Origin of the sequence: Pragia fontium (assembly GCF_900638655.1) — a bacterium.
GTDB classification, from domain to species: domain Bacteria; phylum Pseudomonadota; class Gammaproteobacteria; order Enterobacterales; family Enterobacteriaceae; genus Pragia; species Pragia fontium.
Genome location: NZ_LR134531.1, coordinates 2,067,843 through 2,085,588 on the forward strand (window position 1 = coordinate 2,067,843; position 17,746 = coordinate 2,085,588).

General features: G+C 44.2%; 12 protein-coding genes. 1 reads left to right on the forward strand and 11 read right to left on the reverse strand.

Translation table 11 applies throughout. From position 1 onward, the window contains the following. Window positions 1–124: 124 nt before the first annotated feature. From EL341_RS08995 to EL341_RS09005, 3 genes are all read right to left on the reverse strand, one after another. Window positions 125–2,947 (reverse strand): autotransporter outer membrane beta-barrel domain-containing protein, encoded by a 2,823-nt coding sequence (locus EL341_RS08995; protein WP_083399663.1) that lies wholly within the window; start codon window positions 2,945–2,947, stop codon window positions 125–127. Window positions 2,948–3,569: 622 nt separating this feature from the next. Beyond that, on the reverse strand, window positions 3,570–6,434 hold the full coding sequence (locus EL341_RS09000) for an autotransporter outer membrane beta-barrel domain-containing protein (protein WP_126467596.1): 2,865 nt from the start codon (window positions 6,432–6,434) through the stop codon (window positions 3,570–3,572). Window positions 6,435–6,960: 526 nt separating this feature from the next. Then, window positions 6,961–8,421 carry an AMP nucleosidase gene (locus tag EL341_RS09005; RefSeq protein ID WP_047781067.1) on the reverse strand — a complete coding sequence of 487 codons (1,461 nt, stop codon included), beginning with the start codon at window positions 8,419–8,421 and terminating at the stop codon, window positions 6,961–6,963. A gap of 224 nt (window positions 8,422–8,645) precedes the next feature. On the opposite strand from EL341_RS09005, the gene EL341_RS09010 reads away from it, so the two are divergent. Further along, on the forward strand, window positions 8,646–9,551 hold the full coding sequence (locus EL341_RS09010) for an EamA family transporter (protein WP_047781068.1): 906 nt from the start codon (window positions 8,646–8,648) through the stop codon (window positions 9,549–9,551). Between the two features lie 90 nt (window positions 9,552–9,641). Here EL341_RS09010 and fghA read toward each other — a convergent pair whose 3' ends face one another. The 8 genes from fghA to EL341_RS09050 form a co-directional block, all read right to left on the reverse strand. Beyond that, on the reverse strand, window positions 9,642–10,490 hold the full coding sequence (gene fghA, locus EL341_RS09015; RefSeq protein ID WP_074822418.1) for an S-formylglutathione hydrolase: 849 nt from the start codon (window positions 10,488–10,490) through the stop codon (window positions 9,642–9,644). 495 nt (window positions 10,491–10,985) lie between these two features. Continuing rightward, complete coding sequence (locus tag EL341_RS09020) at window positions 10,986–12,104, reverse strand: S-(hydroxymethyl)glutathione dehydrogenase/class III alcohol dehydrogenase (protein WP_047781070.1); 1,119 nt, start codon at window positions 12,102–12,104, stop codon at window positions 10,986–10,988. Between the two features lie 20 nt (window positions 12,105–12,124). Then, window positions 12,125–12,400 carry a metal-sensing transcriptional repressor gene (locus EL341_RS09025; protein WP_047781071.1) on the reverse strand — a complete coding sequence of 92 codons (276 nt, stop codon included), beginning with the start codon at window positions 12,398–12,400 and terminating at the stop codon, window positions 12,125–12,127. Window positions 12,401–12,567: 167 nt separating this feature from the next. After that, complete coding sequence (locus tag EL341_RS09030) at window positions 12,568–14,286, reverse strand: lysophospholipid acyltransferase family protein (protein ID WP_074822415.1); 1,719 nt, start codon at window positions 14,284–14,286, stop codon at window positions 12,568–12,570. A 339-nt stretch (window positions 14,287–14,625) separates the two neighbouring features. Continuing rightward, entirely contained in the window at window positions 14,626–15,018 is a 393-nt protein-coding gene (gene panD, locus EL341_RS09035) for an aspartate 1-decarboxylase (RefSeq protein ID WP_047781074.1), read from the reverse strand. A gap of 9 nt (window positions 15,019–15,027) precedes the next feature. Then, entirely contained in the window at window positions 15,028–15,879 is an 852-nt protein-coding gene (gene panC / locus EL341_RS09040) for a pantoate--beta-alanine ligase (RefSeq protein ID WP_074822412.1), read from the reverse strand. An 18-nt stretch (window positions 15,880–15,897) separates the two neighbouring features. Next, window positions 15,898–16,737, reverse strand: coding sequence for a 3-methyl-2-oxobutanoate hydroxymethyltransferase (panB, locus tag EL341_RS09045; protein WP_074822409.1), 840 nt, complete (start codon window positions 16,735–16,737; stop codon window positions 15,898–15,900). Beyond that, window positions 16,737–17,576: a Rossmann-like and DUF2520 domain-containing protein gene (locus EL341_RS09050; RefSeq protein ID WP_074822406.1), complete on the reverse strand. Its 840-nt coding sequence runs from the start codon at window positions 17,574–17,576 to the stop codon at window positions 16,737–16,739. The genes panB and EL341_RS09050 overlap by 1 nt, the downstream gene beginning before the upstream one ends. Window positions 17,577–17,746 lie beyond the last annotated feature (170 nt).

Sequence of the window (17,746 nt, forward strand, 5' to 3'; positions counted from 1 at the left end):
TATAGACGATATAAAAAAAATCAATCAACCGTTTCAGGTTGGATGAGGCAGATAGGGTTAGATTTATTGGTAGAATATCTCCTGCCGTTGATACGACAGGAGATACAGTCAGGCAAGTTGATAATCAGAAACTAAAGCGATAGCCGCCATTGATTTGACGTTGGTCGAATTTATTACCAGTTGAACTGTCGGCACTTAAATAGAAAGTATGCTGTTTGGCTAATTGAGCGCTGACGCCCACACCGTTATTCCACCAGTTCCCTTTAAAGGTATGGTTTTCAGCCGAACCATTTAAACGATAATCGACATCCCCTTCGAACTCACGCACGATGCCGGTTTTCAGGTAAACGTTAAAGGTGTTATCACCTTGGCTCAGCTCATAACCCAACAGTGTACTGGCGCGCCCAGTCATTGACTCATAGCTGCCTAAATCAACCTTCAAACCGTTAGAAGCTACAATATTGCTAGCGCCCTGATGGCTATAGGTAAACTGCGCCTGTGGCTCAATATAGAAACCGTTACCCGGCTGATTCAAACTGAACTTCTGCCCGCTTTCCAGCGATACACTGAAACCGTCAGAATTGCCATTACCGTTCACTCGGTTATCCTGAGTGTCTTTCACGTTAAAACTGTTTTTTATATGGGTATATTTTGCTACCCCATCCAGATAAAAACCGTTATTGGCCAGATAAGTGGCATACAAACCCGCACTGTCAGATTTAGTGGTACCTTCCCCTGAGCGATAGTCTGGGCTACCGTGAGTTTGGCCCATAAACAGACCAACAAACAACGGTAGCTCTGCTGAAATACGCTTATCCGCGCCTAACTGCATACCGCTATAGCTCATATCAAAACGGCTTAGCTTGCCGCCAGAGAAAGAATCAAACTTACCGGCAAAGCCTCTCAACCACATATTACCCCGATCGCTATTCTGCCGTAGATCGCCCATACGCTGTAATAAGGTTTGGGTTTCTGCATAATTCATCAGATAACCCACGTTGAGGAAGTTAGCCCCGGCATCAGCGGTGGTGGTAATCGGTGGATTCGGCTTATCTTCTGGGCCCGGATTTGGATCGGTTGTCGGCGGTACGGTTCCAACGGCATACATCTGCCAGTCATTGCCGTTTTTACGCACATCGTACAGATAACCACCCAACTCAGTTTGCCCGCTGCTGGTAAAGTTTGCCTGACCATCCTGCGTTTCAACCAGTGTTAATACTTCATCACCGGTGGTCGCCAAACTACCGCGGTTTAATACCGTTAACTGATGATCACCGGCGCTGGTTCCGCTCACGACCAATCGATCGCCGGAGTTATTAACACCATGCCCGTCACCCACAATATCGGTACGCAGAACAAAATTGCCGTTGCCGCTTAAATCACCCACGGTTAATGTCGAGCCGAGTTTATCTTCACTAAAATCGACAGTGCCCTGATTCAACACCAATTTATCAACCGTGGAATCCGCAGTCATATTCCACTGGCTATTGGTTAATGAAAGATTAATCATACCATTATTGGCCAGATCGTTCTGGGCTTTACCATGCCAGAGAGAGCCAGACTGCATGTCCAGATCGGTAGTACCTTGATAGGAAAGAACGCTGCCGTTGATGGTCATTTTACCGCTGGCATTAATCACCCCGCCCGTGAGAGAAGACGTTGCATCCCCATTAGCAATGGCTACTTCGTTCGAATCAGGCAGATTAATCACCGTATCACCGGTTAAATTAACTTTCCCATCCAAAAACGCAAAAATTCCGGTAGTGGAAGCGTTACCGTTGATGGTGAGATTATCACCGTTAAACGTCCCTTCAGACATGGCGATTACACCATATCCAGCCCCTTGACTACTGTCGATATTAATATCGGTATAAGCCAGATTGGCGGTTATGCCAGAAAGAAGCGTTGCAACCCCCGTTGGCGCCGCGCCGGAGGAATAAACGCTATTACGTTCCGTCGCCGACCCCCGAAAATTGACAACAGAGGTACCCATACTGCCAATGTTCATTCCCACACTATTCTTAGCAGAGATATGACTGTTGGCACCAATGTTTACTGTTGCCTCACCGGATAAACCGAAAGCTGAAGAGCCTAAACCCTGAGTCGAGATAGTCAATGCATCGGCAGTAAAATCACCCTGTGCCGAGATACCAAACGCATTTTTACCCTCGGTCTTAATGGAACTGCCGCTGCCTAAATCAGTAGAGGTATATTTACCTATCGAAATCCCAGCAACATTATCCCCCTGAGTCATAATGGAGAGTTTTGACGCTTCAAATACGATATTATCGCTGACGCTTCCATTACTTAGAACTACACCTGCCATACGATTGGCTTTAATCGTGCTCCCTTCACCCAGATTAACTTTGGTTCCCGCACCACTAACCATAATGCCCGCCACTTGACTGTCGATAGTCAATCTATTGGCATAGAGCGTCGACCCATTGGTAAGAGAGATGCCATAACCATTGCTAGAGGCATTGTTAATACCTACAGTGATATGGCTATCGGAGCCCAAATCAAGACGGTTGTTAGCACCAGTAACCATAATACCGGAGGTTACACTTGAGCCTTTGGCGTTAATCGTTAATCTATCGGCGGTTAAAACACCATTATTTCCCTTGAGCTCAATGGCATTAACCAGACTATTACCCTCGGCGATAATCGTGACATCTTTTGCCAGGTTAATATTGGCAATGCCTCCACTTGATATACCAACCAAGGTATTTGCAGCATTAGTATGATCGGCAATAATGCGGTCATCATTATTTAATATAATATTATCAGCAACCTGACTCCCGATATCTGCCGCTAAGACATGATAAGGCAACGCTAAAGCGCCTAGACTTAGCAGGCCGGCAATCGTTAATTGTTGTTTTTTTATACTGCGGGAAGGGTTAACTGCAAAATTTTCAATAAATTCCTTTTGAAACAACATACTATCCATTACTAGCTATCCTTTAAATTCTATATTGATAGCTCCTCTCAATGGAGCTATTTACCTACTGGTTTATCTTTAATAAAGATAAAATTAAAAATAACAATAAGATTATAAATAATCTCTATAGAAACCATTTTAATACCATTTAAAAAACGGATCAACAACGCCTTAAAAACAAACCTAATCCAATGAAAAACATATGTTTATAACCAGAGCGAGGAGATAACCCATTAGAGTTACACAGAGAAACCCTGATTAATAAAACTCAATGAAAATGCAATTAAACCCTAGTGAGAATCAATAAAATTACTTTGTTTTCATGCAAATACAAAATTTAACCTTAATATAAAAACCATCGAAAAATAAAATAAACCATAAGGCCATTATATTTTTGCATTCATACAACAATGCTTTCAGAGCTCATTAATTAAAATAAACGCAACGTGTTAGCATTAAATCAAATATTTATAATTTCATGATAAAAAAATGACCCATCTACGCTACTTATAGACGATATGAAAAAATCCAATCAACCGTTTCAGGCGGGATGAGACAGATAGGGTTAGATTTATTAGCGGATATCTCCTGCCGTTGATACGGCAGGAGATACTGTCAGGCAAGTTGAAAATCAGAAGCTAAAACGATAGCCGCCATTGATTTGACGCTGGTCGAATTTATGACCGGTTGAACTATCGGCACTTAGATAGAAAGTATGCTGTTTGGCTAATTGAGCGCTGACGCCCACGCCGTTATTCCACCAGTTCCCTTTAAAGGTATGGTTTTCAGCCGAACCGTTTAAACGATAATCGACATCCCCTTCGAACTCACGCACGATGCCGGTTTTCAGGTAAACGTTAAAGGTGTTATCACCTTGGCTCAGTTCATAACCCAATAGTGTACTGGCGCGCCCGGTCATCGACTCATAGCTGCCTAAGTCAATCTTCAAACCGTTAGAAGCTACAATATTGCTGGCGCCCTGATGGCTATAGGTAAACTGCGCCTGAGGTTCAATATAGAAACCGTTACCCGGCTGATTCAAACTGAACTTCTGCCCGCTTTCCAGCGATACGCTGAAACCGTCAGCATTGCCATTACCACTAACTCGGTTATCCTGGGTATCTTTCACGTTAAAGCTGTTTTTCACATGGGTATATTTTGCTACCCCATCCAGATAAAAACCGTTACTGGCCAGATAAGTGGTATACAGACCTGCACTGTCGGATTTAGTGGTACCGTCCCCTGAGCGATAATCCGGGCTACCGTGAGTTTGGCCCATAAACAGACCAACAAACAGCGGTAATTCAGCGGATAGACGTTTATCTGCGCCTAACTGCATACCGCTATAGCTCATATCAAAACGGCTTAACTTGCCACCAGAGAAAGAATCAAACTTACCGGCAAAACCTCTCAACCACATATTGCCCCGATCGCTATTCTGCCGTAGATCGCCCATACGCTGTAATAAGGTTTGGGTTTCTGCATAGTTCATCAGATAACCCACATTGAGGAAGTTAGCCCCAGCATCAGCGGTGGTGGTAATCGGTGGATTCGGCTTATCTTCTGGGTCTGGATCGGGTTTTGGATCAGTTTTCGGCGGTACGGCTCCAACGGCATACATCTGCCAGTCATTGCCGTTTTTACGCACATCGTACAGATAACCACCCAGCTCAGTCTGCCCGGTACTGGTAAAAGTGGCCTGACCGTCCTGAGTTTTAACCAACGTTAATACTTCATCACCGGTGGTCGCTAAACTACCACGGTTTAATACCGTTAACTGATGATTCCCCGCACTGGTACCGGCCACGATCAACCGATCGCCAGAGTTATTAACCCCATGACCATCACCGACAATATTGGTACGCAGAACAAAATGACCATTACCGCTTAAGTCGCCAACGGTTAAAAGTTTGTCGTCACTATTGCCGTTTCGGCTTAATCGTGTAACGGGCGAACCTGCGCTAAAATCAACGATACTCTGATTCAACACCAAATTATCAATCGTGGAATCTGCGGTCATATTCCACTGACTATCGGTTAATGAAAGATTAATCACACCATTATTGGCCAAATCGTTCTGGGCTTTACCATGCCAGAGAGAGCCGGACTGCATATCCAGATCGGTAGTACCTTGATAGGAAAGAACGCTGCCGTTGATGGTCATTTTACCGCTGGCATTCACCATCCCTCCGGTGAGAGAAAGCGTCGCCTCCCCATTAGAAATAGCTACCTCGTTTGGATCGGCCAGATTAATCGCCGTATCACCGGTTAAATTAACTTTTCCATCCGCAACAGCTAAAATTCCGGTGGTGGATGCGTTACCGTTGATGGTGAGATTATCGCCGTTAAACGTCCCTTTAGACATGGCGATTACGCCATATCCAGCACCTTGACTGCTATCGATATTAATATCGGTATAGGCCAAATTAAGCGTTGAGTTTGCAAAAAGCGTTGCAACCCCCGTTGGCGCAGCGCCGGTGGAATAAACGCTATTACGCTCCGTTACCGAACCCCGAAAATTAACAACAGAGGCACCACCTATACTACCAATGTTCATTCCGATAGAATCATTAGCGGAAATATGACTATTGGCACCAATGTTTACTGTTGACTCACCAACTACACCAAATGCAACAGAACCGGAACCTTGAGTCGAAATAGTCAGTGCATCGGCAGTAAATTCGCCCTGCGCCGCGATACCAATCGCATTTTTACCCTCGGTCTTAATGGAACTGCCGCTGCCTAAATCGGCAGAGGTATATTTACCCATCAAGATCCCAGAGATATTATCCCCCTGAGTCATAATGGAAAGTTTTGACGCTTCGAATATAATATTATCGCCAACGCCCCCATTATTTAGAATCACGCCTGCAGAACGATTGGCTTTAATCACGCTCCCTTCACCCAGATTAGCTTTAGTTCCAGCATCATTAAGAACAATGCCCGCCACTTGGCCGTCGATAGTCAATCTATTGGCATTGAGCGTAGAACCATTGGCAAGAGAAATACCATAACTATTGCCAGATACACTGTTACTACCTACAGTGATATGGCTATCAGAACCCAAATCAAGACGATTGTTGGCACCTGTAACCATAATACCGGAGGTTAAATTTGAGCCTTTGGCGTTAATCGTTAATCTATCGGCGGTTAAAACACCATTATTTCCCTGAATCTCAATGGCATTAACCAAGTTATTACCTTCAGCGGTAATCGTGACATCTTGCGCCAAATTAATATTGGCAGTACCTTTACTCAGTATTCCGGCCAATGTATTGGCAGCGTGAATATGATCGGCAATTATCCGGTCACCATTATTTAATACAATATTATCAGCAACCTGGCTCCCAAGATCGGCTGCCAATACATGATAAGGTAATGCTAAAACGCCTAAACTTATTAAGCTGGCGATAGTTAACCGTGTGTTTTTTACGCTGCGAGGGAATTTAATGACAAACTCTTTATGCACTTTATTTTGAAAAAATAAACTTTCCATTACTACCTTTCCTTTAATATTGACATTATCTATAAATGAAACTATTTACAAACTTAATTATATTTGTAAAAATAAAATAAAAGACAACACGAACATTATAGTCAATATTTATAAAAGTGATTCTTGTGTCATATAAAAATAAAAAATACACAGTAATAATTTAAATTCAATAAAAACATATAGTTATTGAGTTTTAATTTAGTGGTGTTATTTTAATTAAACAGAACGAAACGGTTTATTAAATTAAATAACGGTGTTGAAAAAATCGAAAAAACATCAACAAAAAAATAAAAGCCTTTGTTTTTCATTGAAATGAAAAAGAAATAGCATTAGGATTAAAACCAACAGATATAGAAAAATAAAGGTATATTTTATATTATTACTTTATCAAAATTGATATATAAATAGTCGTAATGAAATTCTAAAATAAACAACAAAACTATAAATAACTAATAGTAACTAAATTTTAGTCGATACAACCGATATGCATTATCGCGATATCGGTTGTATTAACACGAACAACAGACTAACGGAAAGGCGGTTCATTAAAAGTACGTAGCTTACGTGAATGTAGCTTATCGCCTTCAGCTCTTAGCAAATCAATAGCTTTAATGCCAATTTGTAGATGCTCTGAAATAGCACCTTCATAAAAGTGATTAGCCTGACCAGGTAACTTGATTTCTCCATGCAGCGGCTTATCAGAAACGCAAAGTAGCGTCCCGTAAGGCACGCGAAAACGGTAACCCTGCGCAGCAATGGTGGCACTTTCCATATCAACCGCCACCGCACGACTAAGACTAAAACGCAGTGCTGAAGCAGAAAAACGTAGTTCCCAGTTACGATCGTCCGAGGTTACGACAGTACCGGTACGTAACCGTTGCTTAACCTCTTCTCCCAACATCCCACTCACAGACTTGGTCGCGTCATACAGCGCCCGCTGAACTTCTGCAATACTGGGAATCGGAATATCCGGTGGTAATACCGTATCCAACACATGGTCGTCACGCAGGTAGGCATGTGCAAGAACGTAATCGCCAATCATCTGACTTTCTCGCAATCCCCCACAGTGACCAATCATCAGCCAAGCGTGAGGTCTAAGTACCGCAAGATGATCGCAGATGGTCTTGGCATTAGAAGGCCCAACGCCAATATTAACCAAGGTAATACCTTGCCCGCTGGCAGAAATAAGATGATAAGCCGGCATCTGGTGCTTCTTCCAGGCTAAATCGGAGGTGGTTTTTTTTGGGTCGGCATTCTCCGCAGTCAGGTAGCTTCCACCTGCGCACGAAAGTGCTACATAGGGTGAATCAGGATCGAGAATCTGTTCACAGGCCCAACTAACAAACTCATCAACATAACGACTGTAGTTAGTAAATAAAATATAAGGTTGAATATGCTCAGCGGGCGTACCGGTATAGTGCTTAAGACGAGCCAGAGAGAAATCGGTACGCAGTGCATCGAAGTGCGATAGTGGGAAAACGTCCTGAGTATTCTCTAATCCATCGGTGATGTCATCACGGATTTTTGCCAAATCAGTCGTTGGGAAATGTCGAGTGATACCAGCGCTCATTGTACGGTCCAGCGTAAGATCTGAGCCATCAATCACAAACGGATATGGCATTTCCTGCTGTGACGGTGTCACTTCAAAAGTCGCCCCATACTCCTTTTCTAACAGCGTTAACTGTTCTGTCAGGTACCGCCGGAATAACTGTGGTCGAGTGATGGTTGTGGCATATTGACCTACTCGAACAAATCGCCCATAGGCGCGAGTTCGCTGGTGGTTTTGTAAATTGCCGTCCCAGTTGACCCGTAACTGCGGATAAGTAAATAAACCGGCTGCCCGAGCCGCTTCATCAGGTAGTGAACCATCGCGAATAAAACAACTAATGGCATCTCGTAATGCAGCAAGAGCGCTATCATACAAAATGTCGAGTTTATCAAGGGCCTCAGCCGCGGTGAGATGAGATGCTGTTACTGATTGAGTCAAAATATCTCCTTAGAGAACCAGCGAAAACCAAATAACTTACTGTTACCAGCAATAATAGCCCAGGAACTAACCGAGTGTCATAAATCACTAATGATGTTCATCGCTATTGCTTTGTTACCTTCTTCGATAGTACTCAATAATTAGTTTACTTATTACTCTAACCTCAATATGTTAGAAAATTGTCAAAATAAAAAAACTAAAGTACCAAACGGAACAGGGTAATAATGAATACAAAAGATAAGCTGTTGGCGCTTTGCGTCGTGATCATCTGGGGCGTTAATTTTGTTGTTATCAAGTTCGGTTTGGACGGCGTACCGCCTTTTTTACTCGGTGGCTTACGCTTTTTATTTGTTCTGTTCCCCGCCATTCTATTTGTCCCCAGACCTAAAGTTCCGATGAAACTTCTGATCATGTATGGATTGGCGATGAACTTTGGTCAGTTTGCTTTTCTGTTTAGCGCTATAAAGCTAGGCATGCCGGCTGGCTTAGCCTCGCTGGTGCTTCAGTCCCAAGCCTTCTTTACGCTATTGTTATGCGCTCTGTTTTTCCGCGAGAAAATCAAGCTCAACCATCTACTGGGAATAACCGTCGCCGGCATTGGAATTACCGTTTTAGCGATGGGACAAGCATCTGCCGCTAATATTACCGCCATTGGCTTTATGCTAACGCTGTGTGCTGCACTATCATGGGCAAGCGGTAATGTAGTCAATAAACAAATTGGTCGTGTATCTCAGGGTGGGAGCGCGTTTAGCGTAGTTGTCTGGAGTGCTGCTATTCCTATCCTGCCGTTCTTTGCCTGTTCATATCTGTTTGAGGGAAGCGAAGCAATAACCCATAGCCTGATGAATCTCAATCTTAAAAGTGCCTTCTCTATCGCCTATCTGTCTTTTGCCGCCTCAATTTTGGGCTATTCTATCTGGGGTAATCTCTTGTCGCGTTACGAAACTTGGCGGGTGGCACCATTAACCTTATTAGTTCCCATTGTCGGACTGGCTACGGCTTGGATCATTTTGGGAGAAACCCTCTCGATAGCCCAAACCTCCGGAGCCGTTTTGGTTATGGTTGGCTTATTGATCAATATCTTCGGTGCACTCATCAAGCCAAGAAGGCCGCACTTTGCCAAAAAGTAACGGCGCGGACTCAATGATTAGGCACAATTGAGATCCCGATCATCAAATCCGCTCAAAGATACCTTTCCACGCCAGTATCTTCGATAACACCTAGGCGTTCAGTAAATATTGCTGATGGAAGGTCAAGTGTTCTTCAATAAAACTGGCAATAAAATAGTAGCTGTGATCGTAACCCGGCTGTATACGTAGCGTTAATGGATAGTTCACTTTTTCGGCGATCTCCACTAGCTTTTCAGGTTGTAACTGCTGCTGTAAAAAGGGATCTTCATCGCCTTGGTCAATCAGTACAGGCAATGCCGTGCCCTGATAATCTGCCATTAACTTACAGGCATCCCACTCCGACCATAAATCACGGTTATTTCCTAAGTAGGCCTGAAAGGCATTTTGTCCCCAAGGCACATCCATCGGATTAACAATGGGAGCAAAAGCCGATACCGATCTAAATTTATGCGGATTCTTTAATGCCATCACCAGCGCACCGTGCCCCCCCATCGAGTGACCGGCAATGGCGTGAGGGCCGGTAAATCCTAAAGACACCTGAACCAGGCTATACAGCTCTTCATTCAGGTAATCATACATTCGGTAATGAGCCGCCCAAGGCGTTTGCGTAGCATTAAGATAAAAACCTGCGCCTTGCCCTAAATCCCATTCTTTAACATCAGCGACTTCCGGCCCGCGCGGACTGGTATCCGGCATAATAATCGCCATACCTAAACGGGCAGCGGCCTGCTGTGCGCCAGCCTTAGTGGTAAAGTTTTCATCATTACAAGTCAAACCGGAAAGCCACCACAGTAAAGGTGGTGAGCTAAATTTCTTCTTATTAGGCAGAAACAGGCTAAATGTCATCTCACAATTCAACGTTGTTGAATAATGGCGATAGCGGTACTGGCAACCATCAAAAACTTTATGCTGCTCGAGAAGCGTTAATTCATGTGGCATATTTTAGCTCCAGAAAAACGTTAGGTTATGGTTAATGCTTGTCAGTTAAGCTTAATGACAGCGAAAGTTTCGTCCACTATCAGTGCAGAGCATCAATTAACGTTGGTGCACGTGGCCGAGCAGAGGGCGTTAGGCGAACGCCCTCTGCACTCCCACGCCTTCGCCCCCGAATCCAGGTCGCCGTTGGCGACTCCCCTCCGCCTTCGTTCGGGTTAACGCACCGGCGCTGATTCTGTTATTCGCCTTATTGCATAAGTCTCACCCTAACGGGCCAGCACAAGTGCTGTTCAAAATGGCTAACGCCATTTAGTCCGGAGAAGCAGCGCCTCGCCCATCATCCTTGATGGGCGTGCTCCCTCTCTCAGTTGTCGGCTGAATTCCAGCGCTCAATATAAAGGTCAAAAGAAAGGTCAAAAGATAAAACTCACCGATCGCATTTTCTTAACTGACAAGCATTAAGATTATGGCCGGTTTGTTATCGGCCACTATAGAGTTTTATTTATCGCCGAAATGAATTACGGTGCGAATTGACTTGCCTTCGTGCATTAAGTCAAACGCTTGATTAATCTGCTCCAAAGGCATGGTATGGGTAATAAATGGGTCGAGCTGAATATCCCCTTTCATCGCCTGCTCCACCATGCCCGGCAATTGGCTACGGCCTTTTACACCACCAAACGCAGAACCGCGCCAGACACGACCGGTAACCAGTTGGAATGGCCGAGTACGAATCTCCTGACCGGCACCAGCAACGCCGATAATCACGCTTTCTCCCCAGCCCTTATGACAACACTCAAGCGCTGAGCGCATCACATCAACATTACCGATACATTCAAAACTGTAATCTACGCCACCGTCGGTCATTTCGACGATCACATCCTGAATGGGCTTATCGTAATCTTTTGGATTGATGCAGTCTGTCGCCCCCATATCACGCGCCAGCTCAAATTTGTCCGCATTGATATCAATAGCGATGATTCTACCGGCTTTCGCCTGTACCGCCCCTTGAATCGCCGCCAGACCAATCCCACCCAGACCAAAAATCGCTACCGTATCACCGGGTTTAACTTTAGCCGTATTATGTACCGCACCGATACCTGTGGTAACGCCACAGCCCAATAGACACACCTTCTCCAGCGGAGCCTGAGGATTAATTTTGGCTAAAGATATTTCCGCAACCACGGTATATTCACTGAAGGTACTGGTTCCCATATAGTGGTAAATTGGCTGACCGTTATAAGAAAAACGCGTCGTTCCATCAGGCATCAGTCCTTTTCCCTGAGTCGCACGTACTGCCTGACACAGGTTGGTTTTTCCTGACAGACAGAACTTGCACTCACCACATTCTGCCGTATACAGCGGAATCACGTGATCTCCGGGTTTTAAGGTGGTTACCCCTTCACCAACCTCAACCACAATACCGCCGCCCTCGTGCCCCAGAACGGCCGGGAATACGCCTTCTGGATCGTCACCCGATAGGGTGAAAGCGTCAGTATGACAAACGCCGGTATGGGTAATACGCACCAAGACTTCCCCTTTTTTAGGAGGAGCAACATCAATTTCGACGATCTGTAACGGTTTACCGGCTTCAAAAGCCACGGCAGCACGAGATTTCATAAGATTTTCTCCAGTAACAACTACTTTAGATAAGAATTAATTAGGCCGGCTAGCTCATCAACTTTGGACAGTTGCGGATCTCCCGGTGGTAGCAATTCACGCAGTTCATCACGCAAATGGGTTTGCAAAATATCATTCATTAACCCATTGGCTGCACCGCGAAAAGAGGCTATTTGCTGTAATAACAGCTGGCATTCTTGACCTGACTCCAGCGCTTTTTCCAGCGCATCCACCTGCCCTTTAATTTTACGTATCCGCGTCAGGATACGCTTTTTATCTATTGCTTGATTTGGCATAAGGCTCACCGCACGAAATAGTATAGGGGGGTATAGTATATGGAACTATGGCAATGAGTTAAACAGACACTATCGCGATAAATTGAAATAAAGAGTCTCGCGGTTAATTTTGCGAGACGATGCGCAGATTTCGCATTGATTAAAAATAGGACATTACAAAGCGTTATCTAACTTGTAGATTCCGTCGGCTTTTGATGTACTGCGATGTAGCGCTGATAACGGGAAGGCTTCAACTGAGAGATATCCACCAGAACCAAACCATCTATGCTGTTAAAAGCGTCATCAATACCAAAATCGAGAAACTGCACTCCGCCCGGTTCACACAATTCAGCATACTGCTTATACAGTGTGGGAATGGAACACCCCAAATTCCCCAATAAACTTTTTAACTTCACCAGATCGTTAGCATAGTCCTTGCCGGAAAACTGAGCCAAAACTTGCGGTAATGATGGAGGATAAGGACTACGAGACGTAGCCGATGGATTTGGTTGCGAAAAGTAGAGACGATAAAAGGCCACCAATAGGTCTCGCCCAGCTTTTGGCATATCTCCGGAAATGGATACCGGGCCAAACAGGTAACGATACTGTGGATATTTAGCTAAATACGCGCCGATACCCAACCATAAATAATCCAGTCCTCGCTTACCCCAGTATTTCGGTTGAATAAAGCTGCGCCCCAACTCAATCCCTTGAGCCAATATGGGTTGCATACTGTCATCGTAATCAAAGAAAATATGGGTATAGATGCCCTCAATACCCTTTTCGCTGATTTGTTTGGCAGTAGCAATGAATCGATACGCCCCGACAATCTCCAATTCTGCATCGTCCCATAACACTAGATGACAATAGTCGTCGTCATATTTATCTAAATCTCGGCGACGTCCACTGCCTTCACCTACCGCGCGGAAAGCAATCTCACGCAGCCGTCCTAACTCTCGTAAAACAGGAGAATCAATATCTTCGCCACGCCGATAAAGATAGATTATTTTATTATCTGGTGTTATCCCTAATACTTCACATAACGTCAGCGCTTTTCTTAACTGTGTTCTATTTTCCGCCAAAGCTATAGGCGCCTCCGTTTCAAATAGCCCTTCTTTACCCTTAGCTAAACGATAAACGTGCTGACGAAAACGTTCAGCTAAAGCCTTATCGTCATATTGATGGCTGTGCCAGCGATGAAATGAAATTCGCCGCCCTATTTTCAGCTTTAGTTGAGCATTCTGATGGGTGAATAACTCCCTCACTAATAACAGCGTTGACAGCGGTCGGTAAAATAGTGACGCCGTATAAAACAGGGCGCTGTTACGCGCTTGTATATGTACCGGCACAATAGGCGCATTGACCTTAGCCGCTAATCGCAAGAAACCGCTAAGCCATGGCCCATCCTGAATGCCTGTTAAGCTTAGGCGTGATACCTCTCCAGCAGGAAATATGATTAACGCGTGCTGATTGGTCAGATGTGTCATGACCTCATGAATCTGGCGGCGATGTGTGCGGTGATTAATATTATCTACGGAGATAAATAGACTGCGTAAGGGGTCAATATAAGAGAGCAGTGGCGTGGTCATCACTTTAACATCCGGACGAACCTTCGCCACTGTTTGTAGTAAAACCAATGCGTCTAATGAACCAATAGGATGATTAGCAACTAAGACCACCGGCCCTTGTGCTGGTATATTTTCTAAATCGCTATGGGAGAGTTCGCAGTGAATATTAAAATCATTAATCACCTGCTCGATTAAATCCAATCCTTTAAGATGCGGGTAATCATCAGCAATTTGCTGGAATGCTTTTTCATAAACTAACTTACGCAATAAATAGCGTTGCCAATCAGGAAATTTACGGTCTGGGTGAAGCGCTTGCAGCAAGGCATCCAAACTAAACATAACGAGATTTCCTTATGAAAAGAAAAATCTTATTAACTCCTTTTAATACATGAATATTTCATCCGTATGACTATATTGAGTTTGGCAGATTTTAATCATTATTCAAAAAGCGTTAGTCTGTGGCTAATGTCAGGCAACTAACCTTAATTGATATTCCTAATAAAATACCGAGTTGACCATGTTGACCAAACAGTTGGCTGAACGGATAGAAAAGCTAACCATCCAAATACATAAGAAGGAACATCCTGATAAATAAAAGGTTAGATAGATACTACGTTAACAATACGGTGGTGCTATCCACCACAATAAAAAGCGGATAGCACTCACGGTGGCGCGGATTTAAGCCATATCCTCAAGGCGACCATGTGTCTCATAGCGAGAAATACGACTCACGCTATTATCATCATCCACAAAAACCACTTTAGGCTGATGTTGCTGCGCCTCTTCCGCCGTTAGCTGGGCATAGCACATGATGATCACTTTATCACCCACCTGAACATGCCGAGCCGCTGCGCCGTTCAGGCAGATCAAACCGCTGCCCCTCTCTCCGCAAATGGTATAGGTTTCAAACCGGCTTCCGTTGTTGATATTAACAATCTGCACCTTTTCATATTCTAAAATACCTGCCGCATCCAGAAGATCGCGGTCGATCGTGATACTACCAATATAATCCAGCTCAGCCTGTATTACGGTTGCACGGTGGATTTTGCTTTTTAGCATTGTTAATTCCATGACAACCTCTTAATGTATATCCACAATAAAATTATCAATTAATCGGGTATTACCAATGTAAACCGCGATGGCACACAATATCGATTGATGAATTTGCTCAATCGGTCTTAACGTCTCAGCATCCACGATGGTGATATAGTCAACACGCGCCAGCGGCTGCTGTGTAATGATTGATTGCATTGATGAGGTTATCTTTTGGCAATTTCTTTCGCCCCGTTGTACCAACTGTTGACCTAACGAAATAGCCTGAGACAAGCAAAGCGCTGCCTGTCGCTGCTCAGCATTCAGATAGCTATTACGCGAGCTTTTGGCTAAACCGTCCGCTTCTCTCACAATAGGACAACCAATCACCTGAACATCAATATTTAAATCCCGCACCATACGGCGTATCACCGCCAACTGTTGTGCATCTTTCTGCCCAAAATAGGCTTTGTCAGGTTGAACAATATTAAATAGCTTACTCACTACCGTACAAACGCCCCGGAAATGCGCCGGACGACTGCGTCCACACAGTTCTTCTGTTAACCCGGTCATATCAACGAAGCTACAAAAATCTTCAGCATAGATTTCACTGGCATCAGGATGAAAAATCAGATCAACCCCTGCCTGCTGACAAAGTTGCTGGTCTTTATCAATATCTCTCGGATAACTGGCCAGATCCTCATTTGGGCCAAATTGCATGGGGTTAACAAAGATCGACACCACAACCTTATGATTATCTGCTTTTGCCGCAGACATCAAACTTTGGTGTCCCTCATGTAAATAGCCCATCGTTGGAACGAAACCAACCTGATATCCAGCCTTTTTCCACGCTTTAACCGTATCTCTGACTTCACTAATGGTTTTTACTATCTGGACCAAAACGTTGCTCCTATTGTGCTAAGCATATTCCCGCTGTAGTTTTTCAATAACTGCATCATCAATGTGAAAAGTATGTTCTATTGCTGGAAACGCTTGCTCTTTGGTTTCCTGAATATACTGCTGAAAACCGCCTTTCATTCGTTCACCAATATTAACAAACTGTTTGGCAAACTTTGGCGCAACACCGTCATACATGCCAAGCATATCCTGATAAACTAATACCTGCCCATCGCAGCCCGCACCCGCACCGATACCGATAGTCGGAATAACCAGTAGCTGTGAAATCAGCGAGGCCAGCGTTGCCGGTACACACTCTAATACCACTGCAAATGCACCGGCTTTTTCAACGGCCAAAGCCGACTGAATAATCTTGCGGGCTGCCGCTTCATCACGCCCCTGGACTTTGAACCCGCCAAAAGCATTCACCGACTGAGGCGTTAATCCCAAATGCCCCATAACAGGAATGGCAGCCTGAGTTATGGCTTTAATTTGTGCACAGACTTCTTCCCCGCCTTCTAGCTTAACCGCATGAGCACGTCCTTCTTTTATCAGACGCCCTGCGTTAGATAACGCTTCCTGAACGGAAACCTGATAAGACATAAAGGGCAAATCCGTTATGATCATTGCCCGCTGTGCCCCTCTGGCAACCGCTTTACTATGATGAATCATATCTTCCATGGTCACGGAAAGGGTATCTGGATAACCCAGCATGACCATACCAAGTGAATCACCAACTAAAATTGCCTCAATACCCGACTCATCCATCAGTTTGGCGGTCGAATAGTCATAGGCGGTTAACATAGTGATTTTATTCAGACTATTTTTTTGCTGTTGCATTGTCACAACGGTATTTCTCACTATTTTAACTCCGTTTCTATTAAGGAATAATCTCTGTCCGGATGCTTCTCTTGCGCTACACTCAGCAATGACCGTGACAGCGTCACGTAGATTTCACGTTGTTTATCGTTTAAACAAGCGAGATGTTTGCGAATAGTGTTAATGTCCCCGCGTTCTAATGGGCCAGTTAACGCTTTTGACACACCTGAGTGGCAAATGTTCTCTACATTACCAAGAAATAATGCATTCCATGCCTTCTCAGAAAACTGCGCATCAAAACCACATTGCGCAAAAAGATCCGACCCCGTTTTGGCTAACGCAATCACCAAATTGCTGACCATCACTGAAGCCGCATGATACAACGCTTTATTCTCTGCCTTCATGATTCTGACTGAATTACCCAAGGAAGCAATAAGCATCGTGATTTGACTGATATGAGCATCACAACCTTCAACGGTAAAGTAAGCTTCTGAAAACATTTGGAATGAGGTGTCTTTGTCATGGATAGCATAAATAGGATGAACAGAATATCCATAGGCTCCATAGTATTGCAGGTCAGCAAATATATCTGCGGAAAGCGCCCCGCTGCAATGGCATATATTTTTCCCGCTAATGGGATAATGTTTTATCTCATCCCATACTTGAACGATATTCGTATCCGGCACGGTTAAAAACAGCGTATCGCAAGCAGCGATCAACGTTTCAGCATCCTTGAAATAGTTAGTTTGCGTAAACGCAGCCGCCTCTCTGGCATCATCAATATGTTGGCTATAGTAACCTACAACGTTGACGCCTTTAGACGTGAAGTATTTACCTAAGGTAAACCCCACTTTACCCGCACCAATAAAACCTATTCTCAAAGCAACCTCTCATCCTGAATGCGTATGAGAAATAAGATAGCTGCTATTCATCATTTCTAACAGCCGAACAACGCAATAACGATGCTATAAGCAAGCTTGTATTCAAAATGTTGCGGAAAGAGATGAAATACTTGCGCTTTAAGAGTGAATTAATGAATGAAATTCTACTT

Excerpts from the sequence above, each read along its gene's own strand:
- panD (WP_047781074.1), bottom strand. The coding sequence starts at position 15,018 with ATGGAATTAACAATGCTAAAAAGCAAAATCCACCGTGCAACCGTAATA.
- EL341_RS09030 (WP_074822415.1), bottom strand. The coding sequence starts at position 14,286 with ATGTTTAGTTTGGATGCCTTGCTGCAAGCGCTTCACCCAGACCGTAAA.
- EL341_RS08995 (WP_083399663.1), bottom strand. The coding sequence starts at position 2,947 with ATGGATAGTATGTTGTTTCAAAAGGAATTTATTGAAAATTTTGCAGTT.
- EL341_RS09000 (WP_126467596.1), bottom strand. The coding sequence starts at position 6,434 with ATGGAAAGTTTATTTTTTCAAAATAAAGTGCATAAAGAGTTTGTCATT.
- EL341_RS09020 (WP_047781070.1), bottom strand. The coding sequence starts at position 12,104 with ATGAAATCTCGTGCTGCCGTGGCTTTTGAAGCCGGTAAACCGTTACAG.
- EL341_RS09025 (WP_047781071.1), bottom strand. The coding sequence starts at position 12,400 with ATGCCAAATCAAGCAATAGATAAAAAGCGTATCCTGACGCGGATACGT.
- EL341_RS09010 (WP_047781068.1), top strand. The coding sequence starts at position 8,646 with ATGAATACAAAAGATAAGCTGTTGGCGCTTTGCGTCGTGATCATCTGG.
- fghA (WP_074822418.1), bottom strand. The coding sequence starts at position 10,490 with ATGCCACATGAATTAACGCTTCTCGAGCAGCATAAAGTTTTTGATGGT.